The 15,895-nt window shown below is 73.0% G+C and carries 13 protein-coding genes; 8 read left to right on the forward strand and 5 right to left on the reverse strand.

What is annotated here, in order from left to right; genetic code table 11:
* Positions 1–19 precede the first annotated feature (19 nt).
* Entirely contained in the window at positions 20–1,072 is a 1,053-nt protein-coding gene (locus ACWCQS_RS22650) for an alpha/beta fold hydrolase (protein ID WP_451006103.1), read from the reverse strand.
* 140 nt (positions 1,073–1,212) lie between these two features.
* Positions 1,213–2,466, reverse strand: coding sequence for an extracellular solute-binding protein (locus ACWCQS_RS22655; protein ID WP_451006104.1), 1,254 nt, complete (start codon positions 2,464–2,466; stop codon positions 1,213–1,215).
* A 216-nt stretch (positions 2,467–2,682) separates the two neighbouring features.
* Here ACWCQS_RS22655 and ACWCQS_RS22660 point away from each other — a divergent pair, with 216 nt between their 5' ends.
* Positions 2,683–2,898, forward strand: coding sequence for a dodecin (locus ACWCQS_RS22660; protein ID WP_388633379.1), 216 nt, complete (start codon positions 2,683–2,685; stop codon positions 2,896–2,898).
* 13 nt (positions 2,899–2,911) lie between these two features.
* On the opposite strand, the gene ACWCQS_RS22665 is transcribed toward ACWCQS_RS22660, so the two are convergent.
* Entirely contained in the window at positions 2,912–3,403 is a 492-nt protein-coding gene (locus tag ACWCQS_RS22665) for a phosphatase domain-containing protein (protein ID WP_451006105.1), read from the reverse strand.
* A gap of 65 nt (positions 3,404–3,468) precedes the next feature.
* On the opposite strand from ACWCQS_RS22665, the gene ACWCQS_RS22670 reads away from it, so the two are divergent.
* The 7 genes from ACWCQS_RS22670 (at position 3,469) to ACWCQS_RS22700 (ending at position 14,045) form a co-directional block, all read left to right on the forward strand.
* The gene (locus ACWCQS_RS22670) at positions 3,469–4,476 is read left to right on the forward strand and encodes an LLM class flavin-dependent oxidoreductase (RefSeq protein ID WP_451006106.1); all 1,008 of its coding nucleotides are present in this window, start codon (positions 3,469–3,471) and stop codon (positions 4,474–4,476) included.
* A 95-nt stretch (positions 4,477–4,571) separates the two neighbouring features.
* Positions 4,572–4,760 carry an antitoxin gene (locus ACWCQS_RS22675; RefSeq protein ID WP_451006107.1) on the forward strand — a complete coding sequence of 63 codons (189 nt, stop codon included), beginning with the start codon at positions 4,572–4,574 and terminating at the stop codon, positions 4,758–4,760.
* Positions 4,761–4,792: 32 nt separating this feature from the next.
* The gene (locus ACWCQS_RS22680; protein ID WP_451006108.1) at positions 4,793–7,123 is read left to right on the forward strand and encodes an ATP-binding cassette domain-containing protein; all 2,331 of its coding nucleotides are present in this window, start codon (positions 4,793–4,795) and stop codon (positions 7,121–7,123) included.
* A 96-nt stretch (positions 7,124–7,219) separates the two neighbouring features.
* Complete coding sequence (locus ACWCQS_RS22685; RefSeq protein ID WP_451006109.1) at positions 7,220–7,612, forward strand: CU044_2847 family protein; 393 nt, start codon at positions 7,220–7,222, stop codon at positions 7,610–7,612.
* Positions 7,613–7,615: 3 nt separating this feature from the next.
* Entirely contained in the window at positions 7,616–9,760 is a 2,145-nt protein-coding gene (locus tag ACWCQS_RS22690; protein WP_451006110.1) for a VMAP-C domain-containing protein, read from the forward strand.
* The gene (locus ACWCQS_RS22695; RefSeq protein WP_451006111.1) at positions 9,757–10,707 is read left to right on the forward strand and encodes an AAA family ATPase; all 951 of its coding nucleotides are present in this window, start codon (positions 9,757–9,759) and stop codon (positions 10,705–10,707) included. Before ACWCQS_RS22690 ends, ACWCQS_RS22695 begins: the two co-directional genes overlap by 4 nt.
* Before the next feature lie 2 nt (positions 10,708–10,709).
* Positions 10,710–14,045, forward strand: coding sequence for an SAV_2336 N-terminal domain-related protein (locus tag ACWCQS_RS22700; RefSeq protein ID WP_451006112.1), 3,336 nt, complete (start codon positions 10,710–10,712; stop codon positions 14,043–14,045).
* Positions 14,046–14,049: 4 nt separating this feature from the next.
* Here ACWCQS_RS22700 and ACWCQS_RS22705 read toward each other — a convergent pair whose 3' ends face one another.
* The gene (locus ACWCQS_RS22705; RefSeq protein ID WP_451006113.1) at positions 14,050–14,895 is read right to left on the reverse strand and encodes a lysophospholipid acyltransferase family protein; all 846 of its coding nucleotides are present in this window, start codon (positions 14,893–14,895) and stop codon (positions 14,050–14,052) included.
* Positions 14,895–15,665, reverse strand: coding sequence for a GNAT family N-acetyltransferase (locus ACWCQS_RS22710; RefSeq protein WP_451006114.1), 771 nt, complete (start codon positions 15,663–15,665; stop codon positions 14,895–14,897). The genes ACWCQS_RS22705 and ACWCQS_RS22710 overlap by 1 nt, the downstream gene beginning before the upstream one ends.
* Positions 15,666–15,895: the final 230 nt, after the last annotated feature.

Genomic DNA, 15,895 nt, shown 5'->3' on the forward strand with positions numbered 1-15,895 from the left:
CCGGGTCCCAGTAGCGCGGTCAGAACCCGTCGACTTCCACGACAGCCGCCGCGAAGGCCTGCGGGGCCTCCTGAGGAACGTTGTGCCCTGCGTTCAGTGTCCGGTGTGCGTATGCGCCTGCGAACTTCTTGCGGTAAGCCGATCCGTTCCCCGGAGGAGTGAAGGGATCGTGTGCTCCGTCGATGGTGATCGTCGGCACCTTGATGACCGGCGCGGCGGCGAGGCGTTTTTCCAGACCGGCGTACCGCGGCTCGCCCTTCGCGAGACCGAGCCGCCAGCGGTAGTTGTCGATGACGATATCGACGTAATCGGGGTTGTTGAAAGCGGCTGCCGTTCGTTCGAAGGTGGCCTCGTCGAAATTCCAGGTCGGAGAGTTGAACTTCCAGACCAGTCTGGCCAGATCACGCCGATATTCCTGGAGACCGAGCACACCCCTTTCGGTGGCGAAGTAGTACTGATACCACCACGCCCATTCACTCTTCGGAGGCGACGGCATCTTGTTCGCTTCGACGTTCACGATCAGATAGCCGGTCACAGAGACCAGTGCTTTGCAGCGCTCGGGCCAGAGGGCCGCGATGATGTCACCGGTCCGCGATCCCCAGTCGTATCCGGCGAGGATGGCCTTCTCGATCCTGAGGGCGTCCATGAGGGCGATGATGTCGACGGCGAATGCCGACTGCTGGGCCTTCCTGGGTGTGGCGCCGGAAAGGAACCGCGTCGTTCCGTGGCCGCGCAGATAGGGGACGACGACCCTGTATCCCTTGGCGGCGAGCAACGGCGTGACCTCGACGTAGCTGTGAATGTCGTAGGGCCAACCGTGCATGAGCACGACCGCTTGGCCGTTCGCGGGCCCGGCTTCGACGTACCCCACGTTCAACTGCCCGGCATTGATCTGCTTCACCGGACCGAAGGACGTCCGCGTCGCAGGACCATCCGCGGGATGAGCCACAGGTTCTCCCGATGCGGGCTGCGCCTGCGCACCACCACTCATGTCGAACTGGGCCGCCATGGCAGCCGCGGCTGCGGCACCGAGAAAGTGACGACGGCTGTGCGCCGACCCAGGAATGGCCATCGCTGAACCTCCTTACGCAGGGCACGTATACGTCCGGAGGACCTTTATGTGAGGGCCTCGGACTACGTCACCCTTCCGCCATGCAACACCCATCTGAGTGACGACGCAACAGCGGAAAGTAATGCACGCAATACGGTGACTCACACGTCCGGCGCGAGTTCCTCGGTGATCTTCGCGGAGGCCCGGCGGGCCTCCGTCGCCGGGTCCGCGCCCTGGAGCACCCGGGTCATGTACTCCTTGATCGGGTTGTCGGCCTCGACGTCGGCCCACTGAGGGGTGGTGGGGGTCGCCCGGCCGTGTGCCGCGCCCGCGGCCATGGCGGCGACCCCCTCCTCACCCGCGACCGCGCTCGCCAGCGTGGTCTTGTTGGGCACGTAGTTCATCGTGCGGGCGAGTTCCGTGTCCCACTTGGCGCCGACGAGCGCCCCGACGACGGCGGTCGCCGCGAACTGGTCCTTGGTGCCCGAGGGGACGACGAGGTCGGAGCCGCCGGTGAAGACGGTGCCGGGCCGTGCGGCGGTCTTCCCGGGCACCGGGAAGAAGCCCAGCTTGTTCTTCAGATCCGGGTTCTGCCGCACGATCGACTGGGCGAGCCCCGGTACGGCGATGATCTGCGCCACCCTGCCGTCGGCCAACACCCCTGCCTGGGGCGGGTGTTCCTCGTCCGCGTCCGCGGGGCCCCGCCCCAGCGCCTGCAGCCGCCGGTAGAAGTCCATGCTGCGCAGCGCGGCCGGGGTGCCGAGGACGCCCTCCCACCGGTAGTCCTTCTGCCGGGCGAGGTCGCCGCCCTCGTCCCAGATGAACCCCGAGAGCGTGTACCAGTCCTGTCCGGCCAGGTAAATACCCTGGTTGCCCGAGGAGTTGAGCTTCTCGGTGTCGGCGAGCCACTCCTCGCGGGTCCTCGGCGGGCGGGTGATGCCGGCCGCCTCGAACAGGTCCTTGCGGTAGATGACGACGCGGTTGGCCGCGTACCAGGGGATGCCGTACTGCGCGTTGGCGTCCTTGCCGGGCTCGGCGAGGGCGGGCAGCCACTGGTCCTTGCCCCAGTCGCGCATCGACTCCAGCGTGAGGTCGGCGAGCCTGCCGCCGTCGGCGTACAGCGGCACCTGGGTGTTGCCGACCTCGATGACATCGGGCCCGTCCCCGGAGTCATCCTTGAGCGCCGCGCGGACCTTGTCGACGATGCCGGTCCATTGCTGGATGCGGATGTCCAGGCGCAGGTCCTTGTGGCTGCGCTCGAAGTCGGCCGTGAAGCGCCGCAGGAACGCGTCCGAGGCGCTGTCCTTCATCAGCCACACGGTGACGGTCTTGCGCTCGTGCTCGCCGGGGAGCATCCCGCAGGCGCTCAGGAGGGAACCGGTGACACACACGAGGGCGAGCAGACGACGTCTCACGAGGGGTCCTGTTCTGTCTGGCGGGGATGCGGACAGGCGTGGGGGCCCGACGTGGGGGGACGAGCGGCACCGCTCGCACGGGTGTGCTGGATTTTGGTATGGACCAATACGGAGGGTCAAGGGGGCACGGGCTACCCGCGCAGGTCCCGGACACCGTGCGGGCGGGGCGGGGATGGGGCACGGTGGAGTACGGCGTGACACGAGAGGAGCACCCTCATGACGAATCACACCTACCGGGTCACCGAGATCGTCGGCACGTCGCACGAGGGCATCGACCAAGCCATCCGCAACGGCATCGCCCGCGCCGACCAGACCCTGCGTAATCTGGACTGGTTCGAGATCACGGAGGTCCGCGGCCAGATCGAGAACGGACGGATCGAGCACTACCAGGTGGGGCTGAAGGTCGGCTTCCGCATCGAGGACGCGGGCTGACCGCCGGCCGGCGTCAGGTGCGGCCTTCCCGCTCCTGAGCCTCCTCGAGCGCCGCGGACTTCGCGGCCCAGCGGGCACGTACGACGGTGAACCCCGCGCGCTCGGCGTCGTCGCAGACCATCTCGTCGTCGTCCACGAGGACACGGATCTCGCGGTCCTGGGCGAGCCGGCGCAGGATCTCCAGCTTGGTGAACCGGGCGGGCCTGCGGTCGGCGTTGCCCCGCATGTACACGCGCCCCTCGGGCAGCTCATGGGCGGCGAGCCAGTCCAGCGTGTCGCGCCGGCACCGCTCGGGACGGCCGGTGAGATACAGGACCTCGCACTCGCGGGCGCTCTCCAGGGCGAGCGCGATGCCCTCGGCGAGGGGCGGGTCCGCGGGCGCGGCGGCGAAGAACGCGGCCCAGTTCTTCGGCCGCGTCTCCAGGAAATGCTGCCGGTGCGCCGTGTCGGCAAGGGTGTTGTCGAGGTCGTACACGGCGAGCGGACGCCTGGTGCTGTCGGTCACGGGGCCACCTTAGCCAGGCGCCGACGGGCCAGGAATTCCCGGTTCGTCAGGGCGTTGAACCCTGTGTGAGCAGCACAGTGATCGCCCGGACCCGGTTCTCCGTCCTCGACCGTTCGCGCACCCGCGAGGGACACCCGCCCGCCGAGGCGCTGCGGGACACCGTCGCACTGGCGCGGGAGGCGGAGGGGCTCGGCTATCACCGCTTCTGGGTGTCCGAGCACCACGGTGTGCCCGGGGTCGCCGGTTCCGCGCCGACCGTGCTGGCCGCCGCGGTCGCCTCGGCCACGCGCACCATCCGGGTCGGCACCGGCGGGGTGATGCTGCCCAACCACCAACCGCTCGTCGTCGCCGAGCAGTTCGGCGTGCTGGAGGCCCTGTTCCCCGGCCGGATCGACATGGGGCTCGGGCGTTCCGTCGGCTTCACCGACGGGGTGCGCAAGGCCCTCGGCCGGGACAAGGACGTGGCCGAGGACTTCGCCGCACAGCTCGGCGAGCTGCTGGGCTGGTTCGAGGGCGGCTCGCCGAGCGGGGTGCGGGCGCGCCCCGCCGAAGGGCTGCGGGTGCCGCCGTTCGTGCTGGCCATGGGCGAGGGCGCGCGGATAGCGGCCCGCGCCGGACTGCCGATGGTGATCGGCGATCTGCGCGGCCGGGAGAGGATGCTGCGCGGCATCGACCAGTACCGCTCCCTGTTCCGCCCCTCCCCCTGGGCGGCCGAGCCGTACGTCGTGATCTCCGGGACGGTCGCGGTCGCCGGCACCGAGGAGGCGGCGCGGCGGCTGCTGGTCCCGGAGGCCTGGTCGATGGCGTACTCGCGCACCCACGGCACCTTCCCGCCGCTCGCCCCGGCCGAGGAGGTCGAGGCCCGCCCGATGACCGCGAAGGAGCGCGGCTTCTACGAGGGCGGTCTCGCCGGGCACATCGCCGGCACCGCGGAGGAGGTCGCGCACGAGCTGGAGACGGTGCTGAAGGAGACGGGCGCCGATGAGGTGCTGGTCACCACCAGCGGCTACGACCGTACGGCCCTGCTGGACTCCTACCGGCGGCTCGCCGCGCTGTTCACGCCGGGCCGCTGAATCCGGGCCGCTCGGGGCCCCACGACCCCGAGATGCGGACCCGGTCGGCGCCGGTGACCCTGGGAGGGAAGCCTCAAGCGACCGGGAGGGCCGCCATGTCCATGATGGACAAGATCAAGCAGATGCTCAAGGGCCACGAGGACCAGGCCAGGACGGGCGTCGACAAGGCCGGCGACATGATCGACCAGAGGACCCAGGACAAGTACAGGTCCCAGGTCGACGCCGCGCAGAAGCGGGCGGACGAGTACCTCGACCAGAATCGCCGCGACAACCCTCCGCAGTAGCAGCGCCCGGGCGTGGATAGGGTTGTGCCTCTATGCACAGCCCACATGACCAGTACGTCCGCGTCCGCGGCGCCCGCGAGCACAATCTCAAAGGCGTCGACGTCGACATCCCGCGCGACGTCCTGGCCGTGTTCACCGGCGTGTCCGGATCGGGGAAGTCGTCGCTGGCGTTCGGCACGATCTACGCCGAGGCGCAGCGGCGGTACTTCGAGTCGGTCGCGCCGTATGCGCGCAGGCTGATCCACCAGGTCGGGGCACCCAAGGTCGGCGAGATCACGGGGCTGCCGCCCGCGGTCTCGCTGCAGCAGCGCCGCGCGGCCCCCACCTCGCGCTCCTCGGTGGGCACGGTCACCAATCTCGCCAACTCCCTGCGCATGCTGTTCTCCCGGGCCGGGGAGTATCCGCCGGGCGCTGAGCGACTCGATTCGGACGCGTTTTCGCCGAACACTGCGGCCGGGGCCTGCCCGGAGTGCCATGGCCTGGGCCAAGTGCACGACACCACCGAGGAGTTGCTGGTCCCGGATCCCTCGCTGTCCATCCGCGAGGGCGCCATCGCCGCCTGGCCCGGCGCCTGGCAGGGCAAGAATCTGCGCGACATCCTCGACGCCCTCGGCCACGACGTGGACCGGCCCTGGCACGAGCTGCCCGCGCAGGCGCGGGAGTGGATCCTGTTCACGGACGAGCAGCCCGTCGTCACCGTCCACCCGGTCCGGGACGCCGACCGCATCCAACGGCCGTACCAGGGCACGTACATGAGCGCCCGCCGGTATGTGCTGAAGACGTTCTCGGACACCAGGTCGGCGTCGCTGCGGGCGAAGGCGGAACGGTTCCTGACCAGCGCGCCCTGCCCGGTGTGCGGGGGCAGCCGGCTACGGCCGGAGGCGCTGGCCGTGACCTTCGGCGGCCGGACGATCGCCGAACTGGCCGCGCTGCCGCTGACCGATCTGGCGGCCCTGCTGGACGGCCGTACCGAGACCGCCCGGGTCCTCACCGAGGACCTGAAGTCCCGGATCGCGCCGGTGGTCGAACTGGGCCTCGGCTACCTCAGTCTCGACCGCTCCACCCCCACCCTGTCGGCGGGCGAGCTCCAACGGCTCCGGCTCGCCACCCAGTTGCGCTCCGGGCTGTTCGGCGTGGTCTACGTCCTGGACGAGCCGTCCGCCGGACTGCACCCGGCGGACACCGAGGCGCTGCTGACCGTGCTGGACCGGCTGAAGGCCGCGGGCAACTCGGTGTTCGTGGTGGAGCATCACCTGGAGGTGGTGCGCGGCGCCGACTGGCTGGTGGACGTGGGCCCCGGCGCGGGCGAGCACGGCGGACGCGTGCTGTACAGCGGGCCGCCGGCCGAGCTGGCGTGTGTGGCGGAGTCGGCGACGGCCGTGTTCCTCTTCGACGAGTCACCCGGCCCGGCGCGTGAGGTCCGCTCCCCGCGCGGCTGGTTGACGGTGGGTCCGGTGACCAGGCACAACCTGCGCGCGGTGACGGCCGAGTTCCCGCTCGGCGCGTTCACCGCCGTCACCGGGGTCTCCGGTTCCGGAAAGTCCACGCTCATCGGCGAGTTGACGGATGAGCTTCAGGGCGTGGACCGGCTGGTCCGGGTCGACCAGAAGCCGATCGGGCGCACCCCGCGCTCCAACCTGGCCACCTACACCGGCCTGTTCGACGTCGTACGCAAGGTGTTCGCCGGCACCGAGGAGGCCCGGGCGCGCGGGTACGTCGTCGGCCGGTTCTCCTTCAACGTGTCCGGTGGGCGCTGCGAGACCTGCCAGGGCGAGGGGTTCGTCAGCGTCGAACTGCTGTTCCTGCCGAGCACCTACGCGCCCTGCCCGGACTGCGAGGGCGCCCGCTACAACCCCGAGACCCTCCAAGTGACCTACCGGGAACGGAACATCGCCGAGGTGCTCGATCTGACGGTGGAGGCCGCGGCGGAGTTCTTCGCCGACATTCCGGCCGCCGCCCGCAGCCTCGGCACGCTGCTCGACGTGGGCCTCGGCTATCTGCGTCTCGGGCAGCCGGCGACCGAGCTGTCCGGCGGGGAGGCACAGCGGATCAAGCTGGCGAGCGAGCTGCAGCGCGGCCGGCGCGGCCACACCCTCTACCTGCTGGACGAGCCCACCACCGGGCTGCACCCGGCCGATGTGGAGGTGCTGATGGACCGGCTGCACGGGCTGGTCGACGCCGGGCACACGGTCGTGGTGGTCGAGCACGACATGACGGTGGTCGCGGGCGCCGACTGGGTCATCGACCTGGGCCCCGGCGGCGGCGACCGGGGCGGCCGGATCGTGGCGTCGGGCCCTCCGGAGCGGGTGGCGCAGGCGGCGGGCAGCGCCACGGCACCGTATCTGGCGCGGGTCATGCCCTGAGTTCCGTCCTCACCGATCTGTGCCCAATGCATCGATGTGGTAACCGAGTTGGACCATCGGGTCGGCCCTTGCCCGCTCCTTGACGATAATGTGACGGTGTCCACTTCACCGGAACTCGAACTCGACGACGGCACGCCGGTCCGCTTCTTCCTCGCCCCCGCGGCGGGCGCACCCCCTGCCGCACGGGACGACGACCTCCCCGCGGGCATGGGCACAGTGGTGCCGGTCGGGGCGGGCGGCCGGGCCGTCGCGAACCTCACGGCCGGCGCGCTGCGCGGCGCGCTGCGTCCGCTCGGTCCGCTGCTGCAGGAGGTCCACGACGCCGCCACGGCGGTGCCCGAGCCGCCGACCGAGCTGAGCGTGACCTTCGGCGTGCAGGTGGGCCAGGACCTCAAGTTCGGGATCGTCGGCGCCGCCGGACAGGCCCATCTCACCGTCACCGCCAGCTGGAAGCCCGCCCCGGACACCGGCACGAACCCCGCGGAGTGACGCGTGGGCTGGTTCCACACCGCGGGGGCCGGTGGCCGCGACCCGTCCCGGTACGTCGTGACGGTGCGGCGGACCGAGGACGGCAGGACGGCGGGCGCGGGGCTGGTCCTCGGCCATGACACCGTGCTGACCTGCGCGCATGTCGTGAATGCCGCGCTGGGCCGGGACATGTTCCACACCCGGGCACCGATCGCCGTGGACGTACCAGTGGAAGTGAGCAGGTCCGCCGTCGCCTCCCAGCGCCACCTCGCCCGGGTCGCCCACTGGATCCCGCCCCGGGCCCCCGACGGCGGGCCGGTGCGGCCGGGGGCCCGCGAGTGGCTCGGCGACCTCGCCGTACTCCGCGTCGACGTCCCGGCCCCAGGTCTGCCCGACGGCCCCGGCCAGGCCGCCCTGTCGGTCGGCCAGAAACTCCACGCCTGGCACGGCAGCGGTGCCGATGCCACCGTGGCCCGGCTCACCGTCGCCGCCGTGCACGGTCCGCACGGCTATGTCGACGGCGCGCCCACCGGCATGGCGGTCGACGTCGGCTACAGCGGCGGGCCCCTGTGGTGCAAGGAGGAGAACGCCGTGGTCGGCCTCGTCGCGGGGCACTTCCTGCCGGTCGACGCCGCCGGGCATCCGCTCCCGCTCGACTTCCAGAACGTCATCCGGCGCAGCTGGGTCATCCCCTGGCAGGCCGTCGAGGCCGAACTGCGGCCCCTCGGTGTGCTGGACGCATGCCGCCCCGTGCCGCCCGACACCGACGAGCACGCCTTCGGGCTGCTGCTGCAGGCGATCGAGGACGCCCTTCCGTCCCCCACCGGGCGGGGCGACCGGGCCCGCCGGCTCGCCCAGCTGTGCGGCGTGGAGCACGGCAGCGATGTCCGGCCGCCGTCCGCCGAGGACTTCGCCGCGTTCCTGCTGACGCATCCGCGGGCGCTCGCGGCACTGACCGGGATGTTGCGCCGGGAGGACCCGAGGTCCACCGACCGGCTGCTGGCCGCGGGCGCCCTGTCCCGCACTCCCCGGCTGCTGTCCCCGTCCGAGTACGCGGACCTGCGCGGGCATCTGCGAGCCCTCGACCCCGCCGTGAGCGCGCGGTTCCCCGAGGCGGTCCGCGCCGCGTTACCGCATCTGGCGGCCCAGCCGGGCAGCGACAGCGTGGACGCGCTCGTCGACCGCCTGGAGATCCTCCCCGGCGACGGGCACGCGAGCGACGGTGAGCGCCGGGTGCCCGCGCTGCTGCGGGTGGTGGAGTACGTCGCCGCCCTCGCCCCCGACACCCCGCGGGCCCGGCTCCGGATGTGGTCGGACCGGGTGGCCGGCCGGCTCGGAATCGGGCGCTCGGCACTGGGCGAGCGGCGCTACGACGCCCAGGAATGGGCGCGTTCCGTGCGCGGACGGGCCGCCAGGGTGCGCGTCCTGGTCCAGGTGACGAAGGCCGGGCGGGGCCGGCACCGGCTGCGGATCTGGTGCGACGAGGGCGCCGGGCCCCGGCAGGTGTCCACCGAGAGCGTGCGGACGTACACCGCCTCGGAAGCGGCACGAGAGGTGCTGCAGGTCCTGGACTCGCTCACGCCCCCGCCCGAGGACGAGCGTCCGCCGCTGGTGGAGGTGCTCGTGGACCGCGGCGGCCTGAACCTGCCCGTCGACGAGTGGGCGGCCCAGAGCCGTGCCGAGCTGGTGCCCGGGGTGCTCGGGGTGGAGTACCCGCTGGTCGTGCACTGCCCCGAACTGCTGCGCCGCAACGGGCGGTTCGTCTCCCGCTGGCGCAGCAGATGGAGCCGCCTGGACTCCGGCAAGGCGCTCGTCGTCTCGGACCCCGCCGACCGGGACACGCTCTACTCGCAGCTCGTCAACCAACTCGACACGGTACGCGTCTCCGTGGACGTACCGCCCGGTCCTCCCCGGGACCGCATCGTGCAGACCTGCCTGGCGCTGGGCATACCTGTGGTGATGTGGGACCGCGGCGAGGACGGGCCCTCGCACAGTGTCCGGCACATGGCACGGGTCGCCACCCGGGAGCTGCCCGACGGCGTCCACAGCTACCGGGCGGGCGCCTGGGCCAATCCGCCCGAGTTCCCCGGCCGTCCGGTCCTCGCCTGGGCCGACGCCGACCGCACCGTCCCACGCCTGCACCTGTCCGAACCCCAGGAGGGCCCATGACATCCGCCGCCGACGCCGCATGGCGACTGTTCCAAGGCGACGGCGTGCCCCGCGAGGTCACCCTGCCCGACGCCCCGCCGTGGCGGCGCTTCGCCCCGGTGCGCGCGCCGCGCCCGAAGCTGCCGTACGTGATCGACCCACGGCACGCCGACATCGTCAACGCGGCGCTGCACCTGCGTCGTCCGCTGCTGGTGACCGGTCCCGCGGGCACCGGCAAGTCGTCGCTCGCCCGTGCCGTCGCGCTCGAACTGCGCCTCGGCGATCTGCTGCGCTGGTCCGTCACCAGCCGCTCCACCGTGCCGGACGCCCTCTACGTCTACGACGCCATCGGCCGGCTGCGGGAGACCACGCTCAGCCGGGACCGCGGCGACCGCGAGCCGTCCATCGGGCAGTTCATCCGCCTCGGGCCGCTCGGTACCGCGCTGGTGGCCTCGGCCGGAGCGCGCTGTCTGCTCATCGACGAGATGGACAAGGGCGACGTCGACCTGCCCAACGATCTGCTCACCGTGTTCGAGGAGGGCTACTTCGAGATCAAGGAGCTGGTCCGGCTGCCGGAGGACACCGCCGACGTGGAGGTGCAGACCTCGGACCACCGGGGCACGGTCAGGGTGCACCAGGGTCTCGTCCAGTGCGCCGAGTTTCCCGTCGTGATCATCACCAGCAACGGTGAACGGGACTTCCCGCCCGCGTTCCTGCGCCGCTGCCTCAGGCTCGAACTGCCGGTGCCCGACGAGGAGCGGCTGCGCACCATCGTCGCCGCCCATCTGGGCGAGGAGGCGCTGCGGGAAGCGGACGACCTCATCGATGCCTTCCTGCGCCGCCGCGCCCTCGGCGAACTAGCCACCGACCAGCTGCTGAACGCCGTGTTCCTGCGCACCGGGGGCGTCGACCTGGACGCGGAGGGCCTGCTGGACGCCGTACTGCACCAGCTCACCGGGGCGATGTGACCGTGGCGGGCGGGGGCGGGCGACTGGCCGAGGCACTGCGGGTGCTGGCGGCCTGCGGGCACGACCTGGACGCGGACCAGGTCCTCGACGTGCTCTGGCTCGCCCGCCGCCTGCCCGCCGGCACCGAGGCACCGCTGCGGCGCGAACCCCCGCCGGTGCCGAGCCACCCCGCGCCCGGCCCCGCCCCGGATCCCGGCCCGGCCGCCGCGCAGGCCCCCACGCCGGACCCCGACGACCCGGACCTGCCCGACCTCACCGCCCCCGCCCTGTACGGGGCGGCCCGGCGCGGTCCGGCGCCCGAGGTGCGGCTCGCCCCGTCCGCGCCGGAGCCGCGCCGGGCGATGCCGGTGCGGGTGCCCGAGGACAAGGCCCTCGCCGACGAACTGGCCCTGGGCCGGGCGCTTCGGCCGTTGCGCCACCGCCGCGACAGCCGTTACCGCACGGAGATCGACGAGGAGCGGACCGCCGCCCAGCTGGCCGAGACGGGGCTGCCCGACGTGGTGGAACGGCCGGTGCGCGAGCGCTGGCTGAATCTGGCGCTGCTCGTGGACGACGGTCTGTCGATGCTGCTGTGGCATCGGCTCGGCTCCGAACTGCGCACCCTGCTGGAGCGGTTGGGCGCCTTCGCCACCACCCGTGTCCTCGGCCTCGACACCCGTGCCGCCCGCGAACCCCGCCTGCACACGCGGCCGTTCCGGCCCGAGAGCGGTGCGTTGCCGCTCAGCACGGTCAACGACCCCTCCGGCCGCACCCTGGTCCTCGTCGTCAGCGACGGCATGGGCGCCGCCTGGCGCTCCGGTGCCCTGCACGGGCTGCTGGCCCGCTGGGCGTCCCGCGGACCGACCGCGGTCCTGCAGACACTGCCGCCGGACATGTGGGAGGCCTCCGGCATCGCCGCCGAGCGCTGGCAGGCCACCACTCGGCGGATCGGCGGCGCCAACGCGGCCTGGGAGGTGAGCGATCCGGTGCTGCCACCGGAGCTGTCCGCCTTCGACGGGGTGCCCGTGCCCGTCCTCGAGCCGACACCCGAGTCGCTGCGGGACTGGGCCCGGCTGCTCGCCTCGCCCGGCACCACCGTGGAGCTGCCCCTGCTGGCCCACCCCGACCCGTACGGCAGCGTGTCCGACGCCCGGGACCTGACCAGCGCCCTGCACTTCCGGGACGCGGCCACCCCCGAGGCGTACCGGCTGGCGGCCCATCTCGCCGCGGTCTCCCCGCTGTCGGTGCCGGTGATGAGGCTGGTGCAGTCGGCGGTGCCCTGGCCGGCCACGACCTCGCATCTGGCGGAGGTGTTCCTGGGCGGCCTGGTCCGGCCGCACCCGGCCCCGGTGCCCGGACCGCTGCCCGCCAAGCACCGGGTGTTCGACTTCGCCGAGGAGTCCAAGTCGGTGCTCCTGGACTCCGTCCCGCAGGCCGAACTGCTGCGCACCAGCCGCCGGATCGGCCGCCATCTGGAGGAACTCGCGGGCAACTCGCCCGACTTCCCGGCCTGGCTGGCCCATCCGGACGGCTCCGCCCATCTGCCGGGCTCCCACCAGCCGTTCACCAGTGTCGAACGCCGGCTGCTCGCCCGCTTCGGAGTGTCGTTCGAGCGGGTACCCGGCCTGCCCTCCCGCGAGCCGGAGCGCACGCCCACGGGAGCCGACGGCTGGGCTCCGCTGACCGACGCGGACCCGGTCCGGCTCGGCCCCTACACGCTGCGGGACCGGCGCCGCGGCCGCCGGACGATTCTGTACCGGGGCACCGACGCGCACGGCACCGAGGCGGTGCTGCGCACCCCGCGCCCCGATCTCCCGGCGGCCAACGCCCAGTTGATCGCGATGGAGGCGGAGGCGCTGTCCCGGCTGCAGGGCCAGTACGCGCCCGCGCTGCTCGCCACCGGTCTGGAGGACTCCCCGCCCTGGCTCGCGATGGCGCCGATCGGCGACCAGGACGCCGGAAACGCCGCGCCGCCGCGCCTGTCCGAGGTGTTCGCGGGGGCCCTGGCGGACGGCACCGCCCCGTTCGACCTCGTGCGCGGCCTGCTGGTCTCCTGGCATCTGGCCAATGCGCTCGCCCTGTGTCACGCCGGCGGGCTGGTGCCCGCCGACTTCGGAACGGACAGCGTGTACGTGCTGCGCCGCACCGTGGCGCTCGCCGATCTGTCCGACTACGCCGTCGACGACCGGTATCTGGGGTCCGGCCCGGCGCCGACCGTCGCGGACAGCATGCGTGCGCTGGGCTCGCTGCTGCAGCTGATCAGCAGCAAGGCGGGCGTCGAGGTGCCGAGTCTGCCGGAGGGCATGCACCTGTGGCAGGGGGACGGCTGGGAGCAGCTGCGCCGCCTGGTGCTGCGCTGCCTCGACGACGACCCGGCCGTCCGCCCCACCGCCGGCGAGGTCGCCGACGCCCTGGCCCGGTACATAGCCCTGGCCCGGCTGCGGACCGGCGACGACGCGCTGTCCCCCGTCATGCCGGCAGGCAGCAGGCTGTCGGCGCCCGTACCGCTGACCCCGCCCCCAACGCCACCGCAGGCCGGACGGCAGCTGCCGCTGTCCCGCTTCAAGGCGGCCCGCGGGCACGTCCGAGAACGCCTCGCGCTGCTGCGCGAGCCGCTGCTGTTCAGCAGGCGGCTGACGCTGGTCGGCGCCCACCACTACAGCGGCCGGGCCACCGCGACGATGGCACTGGGCTCGGTGCTGGCCGCCGTACGGCCGGAACCCGTCCTCGCCGTCGACGGGGCCCCCACCGAAGGAGCGCTCGACGCCTTCCTGCCCCACGAGCGCAACCAAGCGGTGCCCCGGGATCTGGCCGCCCTCTCGCGCGGCCCGTCGTACGAGCAGGTCCGCGCCCACACCACGCGCCTTCCCTCGGGCCTGGAGGTGCTCGCGCACCGCCCGGGGCACTATGGGCCCAACTCCACGCACACCCACCAGTACATGCGTGTTCTGGCCCACACGGCGCCGTACTACTCCTTCGTGCTGACCGACTGGGCGCCGGTGCGCGTGGACGCGACGCTGGAGGTGATCCTCGACCACACGGACCGGCTGATCGTGTGCTGCGGCACCACCGATTCCTTCCGCGACGACGCGGCGCGCCTTCTCGGCAGGATCCGGGACGCCGGACGCCCCGAACTGGCGGACGAGGCGGTCGTCGTGGCCTCCCGGACGGATGGTTCCTACCGCCGGACCCTGCCCGACACCTTCGTGCGGCAGCTGACCGTCCCGCCCGCCCAGGTGGTGCTCGTGCCCTTCGACAGCGCGCTGCAGTCGTCGCGCTGGGAGCTGAAGGACCTGCGCGCCGGCACGGTGGAGGCATATCTGCGGGTGGCGGAGCTGGCCGTACGCCCCCTGCTGTGAACGGCTATCCCGTCCGGACGGGGGCGGCGTGCGCGGGCAGGCCCGCGACCAGGGCCGCATGGGTCCAGGCCGGCTCGTAGGTGACCGGCTGGGCCGCCCGGGCGAGGGCGCGGCGGTCGGGGTGGGCGCCGGGCCGGATCACCGGCCGTACCTCCACCTCGGCGATCAGGCCCCGGGTGCGGGCCACCCGCCACAGGGAGGCGAGCAGGGTGTCCTCGCCGACGAACGCCGCCGCCGTGCTCGGCCCGCCGCCGGTCTCCTGCCGGTAGCGCAGGCCGACCGGCTGCACGGGTACGCCGGCGTCGAGCGCGGCCTGGAAGACGGCCCGGTGGAACCGGCCGTGGGCCCGCCCGCACCAGGTGCTGCCCTCGGGGAATGCGGCGACGGCCGCGCCCTCGCGCAGCGCCTCGGCGATCCGGGCGACCGTCTCGGGCAGGGCGCGGATCCGGTCCCGCTCGATGAACAGCGCCCCGCCGCGCGCGGCCAGCGCGCCCGCGACCGGCCACTGCCGGATCTCGGTCTTGGCGAGCATCCGGGCGGGGCGTACGGCGGTCAGCAGCGGGATGTCCAGCCACGAGACATGGTTGGCGACCAGCAGCAGCCCACCGGCCGGTGCGGCGCCGCCGGTGAAGCGGACCCGTACCCCCATGGCCCGCACGATCGCCCGGCACCACCGCCTGACCCACTCGGCGGGGATCCTCCCGCCGAGTGGGGACAGCGCGATCCCGGCCAGCACCAGGGCCGCGACCCCGGTCAGCCGCAGCACGGCCCGGGGTACGGCCGCGGCGGCCCGGGCCGGCTCCACACAGGCGCCCGGACTGCAGGGCGCGCTGGGCAGCCAGACGCTCATCAGGCCGGCACGAGGGAGAGGAAGTGCCGCAGATAGCGCGCGTTCACCCGGCGCATCGACAGCAGCACGTACAGGTCGGCGACCCCGAAGTCCGGGTCGTGCGCGGGCTCGCCGCACACCCAGGCGCCGAGGCGCAGATAGCCGCGCAGCAGGGCGGGCAGCTCGCTGTGCCCGGCCGGGGCCTCGGCGTTCGGGATCCAGGGCAGCAGCGGCCGTACCCGGAACTCCTCGGGTGCCAGGTGCTTGGCGCGCACCCGCTCCCAGGTGGCCGTCGCGAGGGTGCCGCCGTCGGCGAGCGGCACCGAGCAGCAGCCCGCCAGCCACTCGTGCCCGCGGTCGACCATGTAGCGGGCTATCCCGGCCCAGATCAGGCCGATGACCGCGCCGTCGCGGTGGTCGGGGTGCACACAGGAGCGGCCGACCTCGACCAGTCCGGGCCGGATCGGGTCCAGCGCGCCCAGCTCGAACTCGCCCTCCGAGTAGAGCCGGCCGGCGACCGAGGCCCGCTCCGGCGGCAGCAGCCGGTAGGTGCCGACGACCTGCCCGGTGCCGGTGTCGCGCACGAGCAGGTGGTCGCAGTAGGCGTCGAAGGCGTCGACGTCCAGTCCCGGCTGCGGCGTGGCCAGCAGGGCCCCCATCTCACCGGCGAAGACGTCGTGCCGCAGCCGCTGCGCGGCCCGCACGTCGTCCTCGTCACGGGCGAGGGTGACGGTGTAGCGGGTCGGTGCCTCGGGCTGTGGGGGGCGGTCGAGGGTGGAAACGCCGGTCATGGCTCTCTCCTGGTCACGGGCCGGTTCGGCGACGGCGGCGAGCGAGGGCGTACGGCCCGCCGCTCCAGTTCTTCCGACGCCGGTTGGCGTGCGCGTGACCTGCGCCCGGAGAGGGGATGTGGGAATGCTGAACGCCGGGATACCGGCGATCACGAAAACGAGACGGGGCCGGTGAGCACCATCGCCGGCCCCGCCCGTTCGTCTGTGCGACGAACGTTTCCTGCTCAGTG

It is taken from the genome of Streptomyces sp. NPDC002076 (assembly GCF_053593835.1).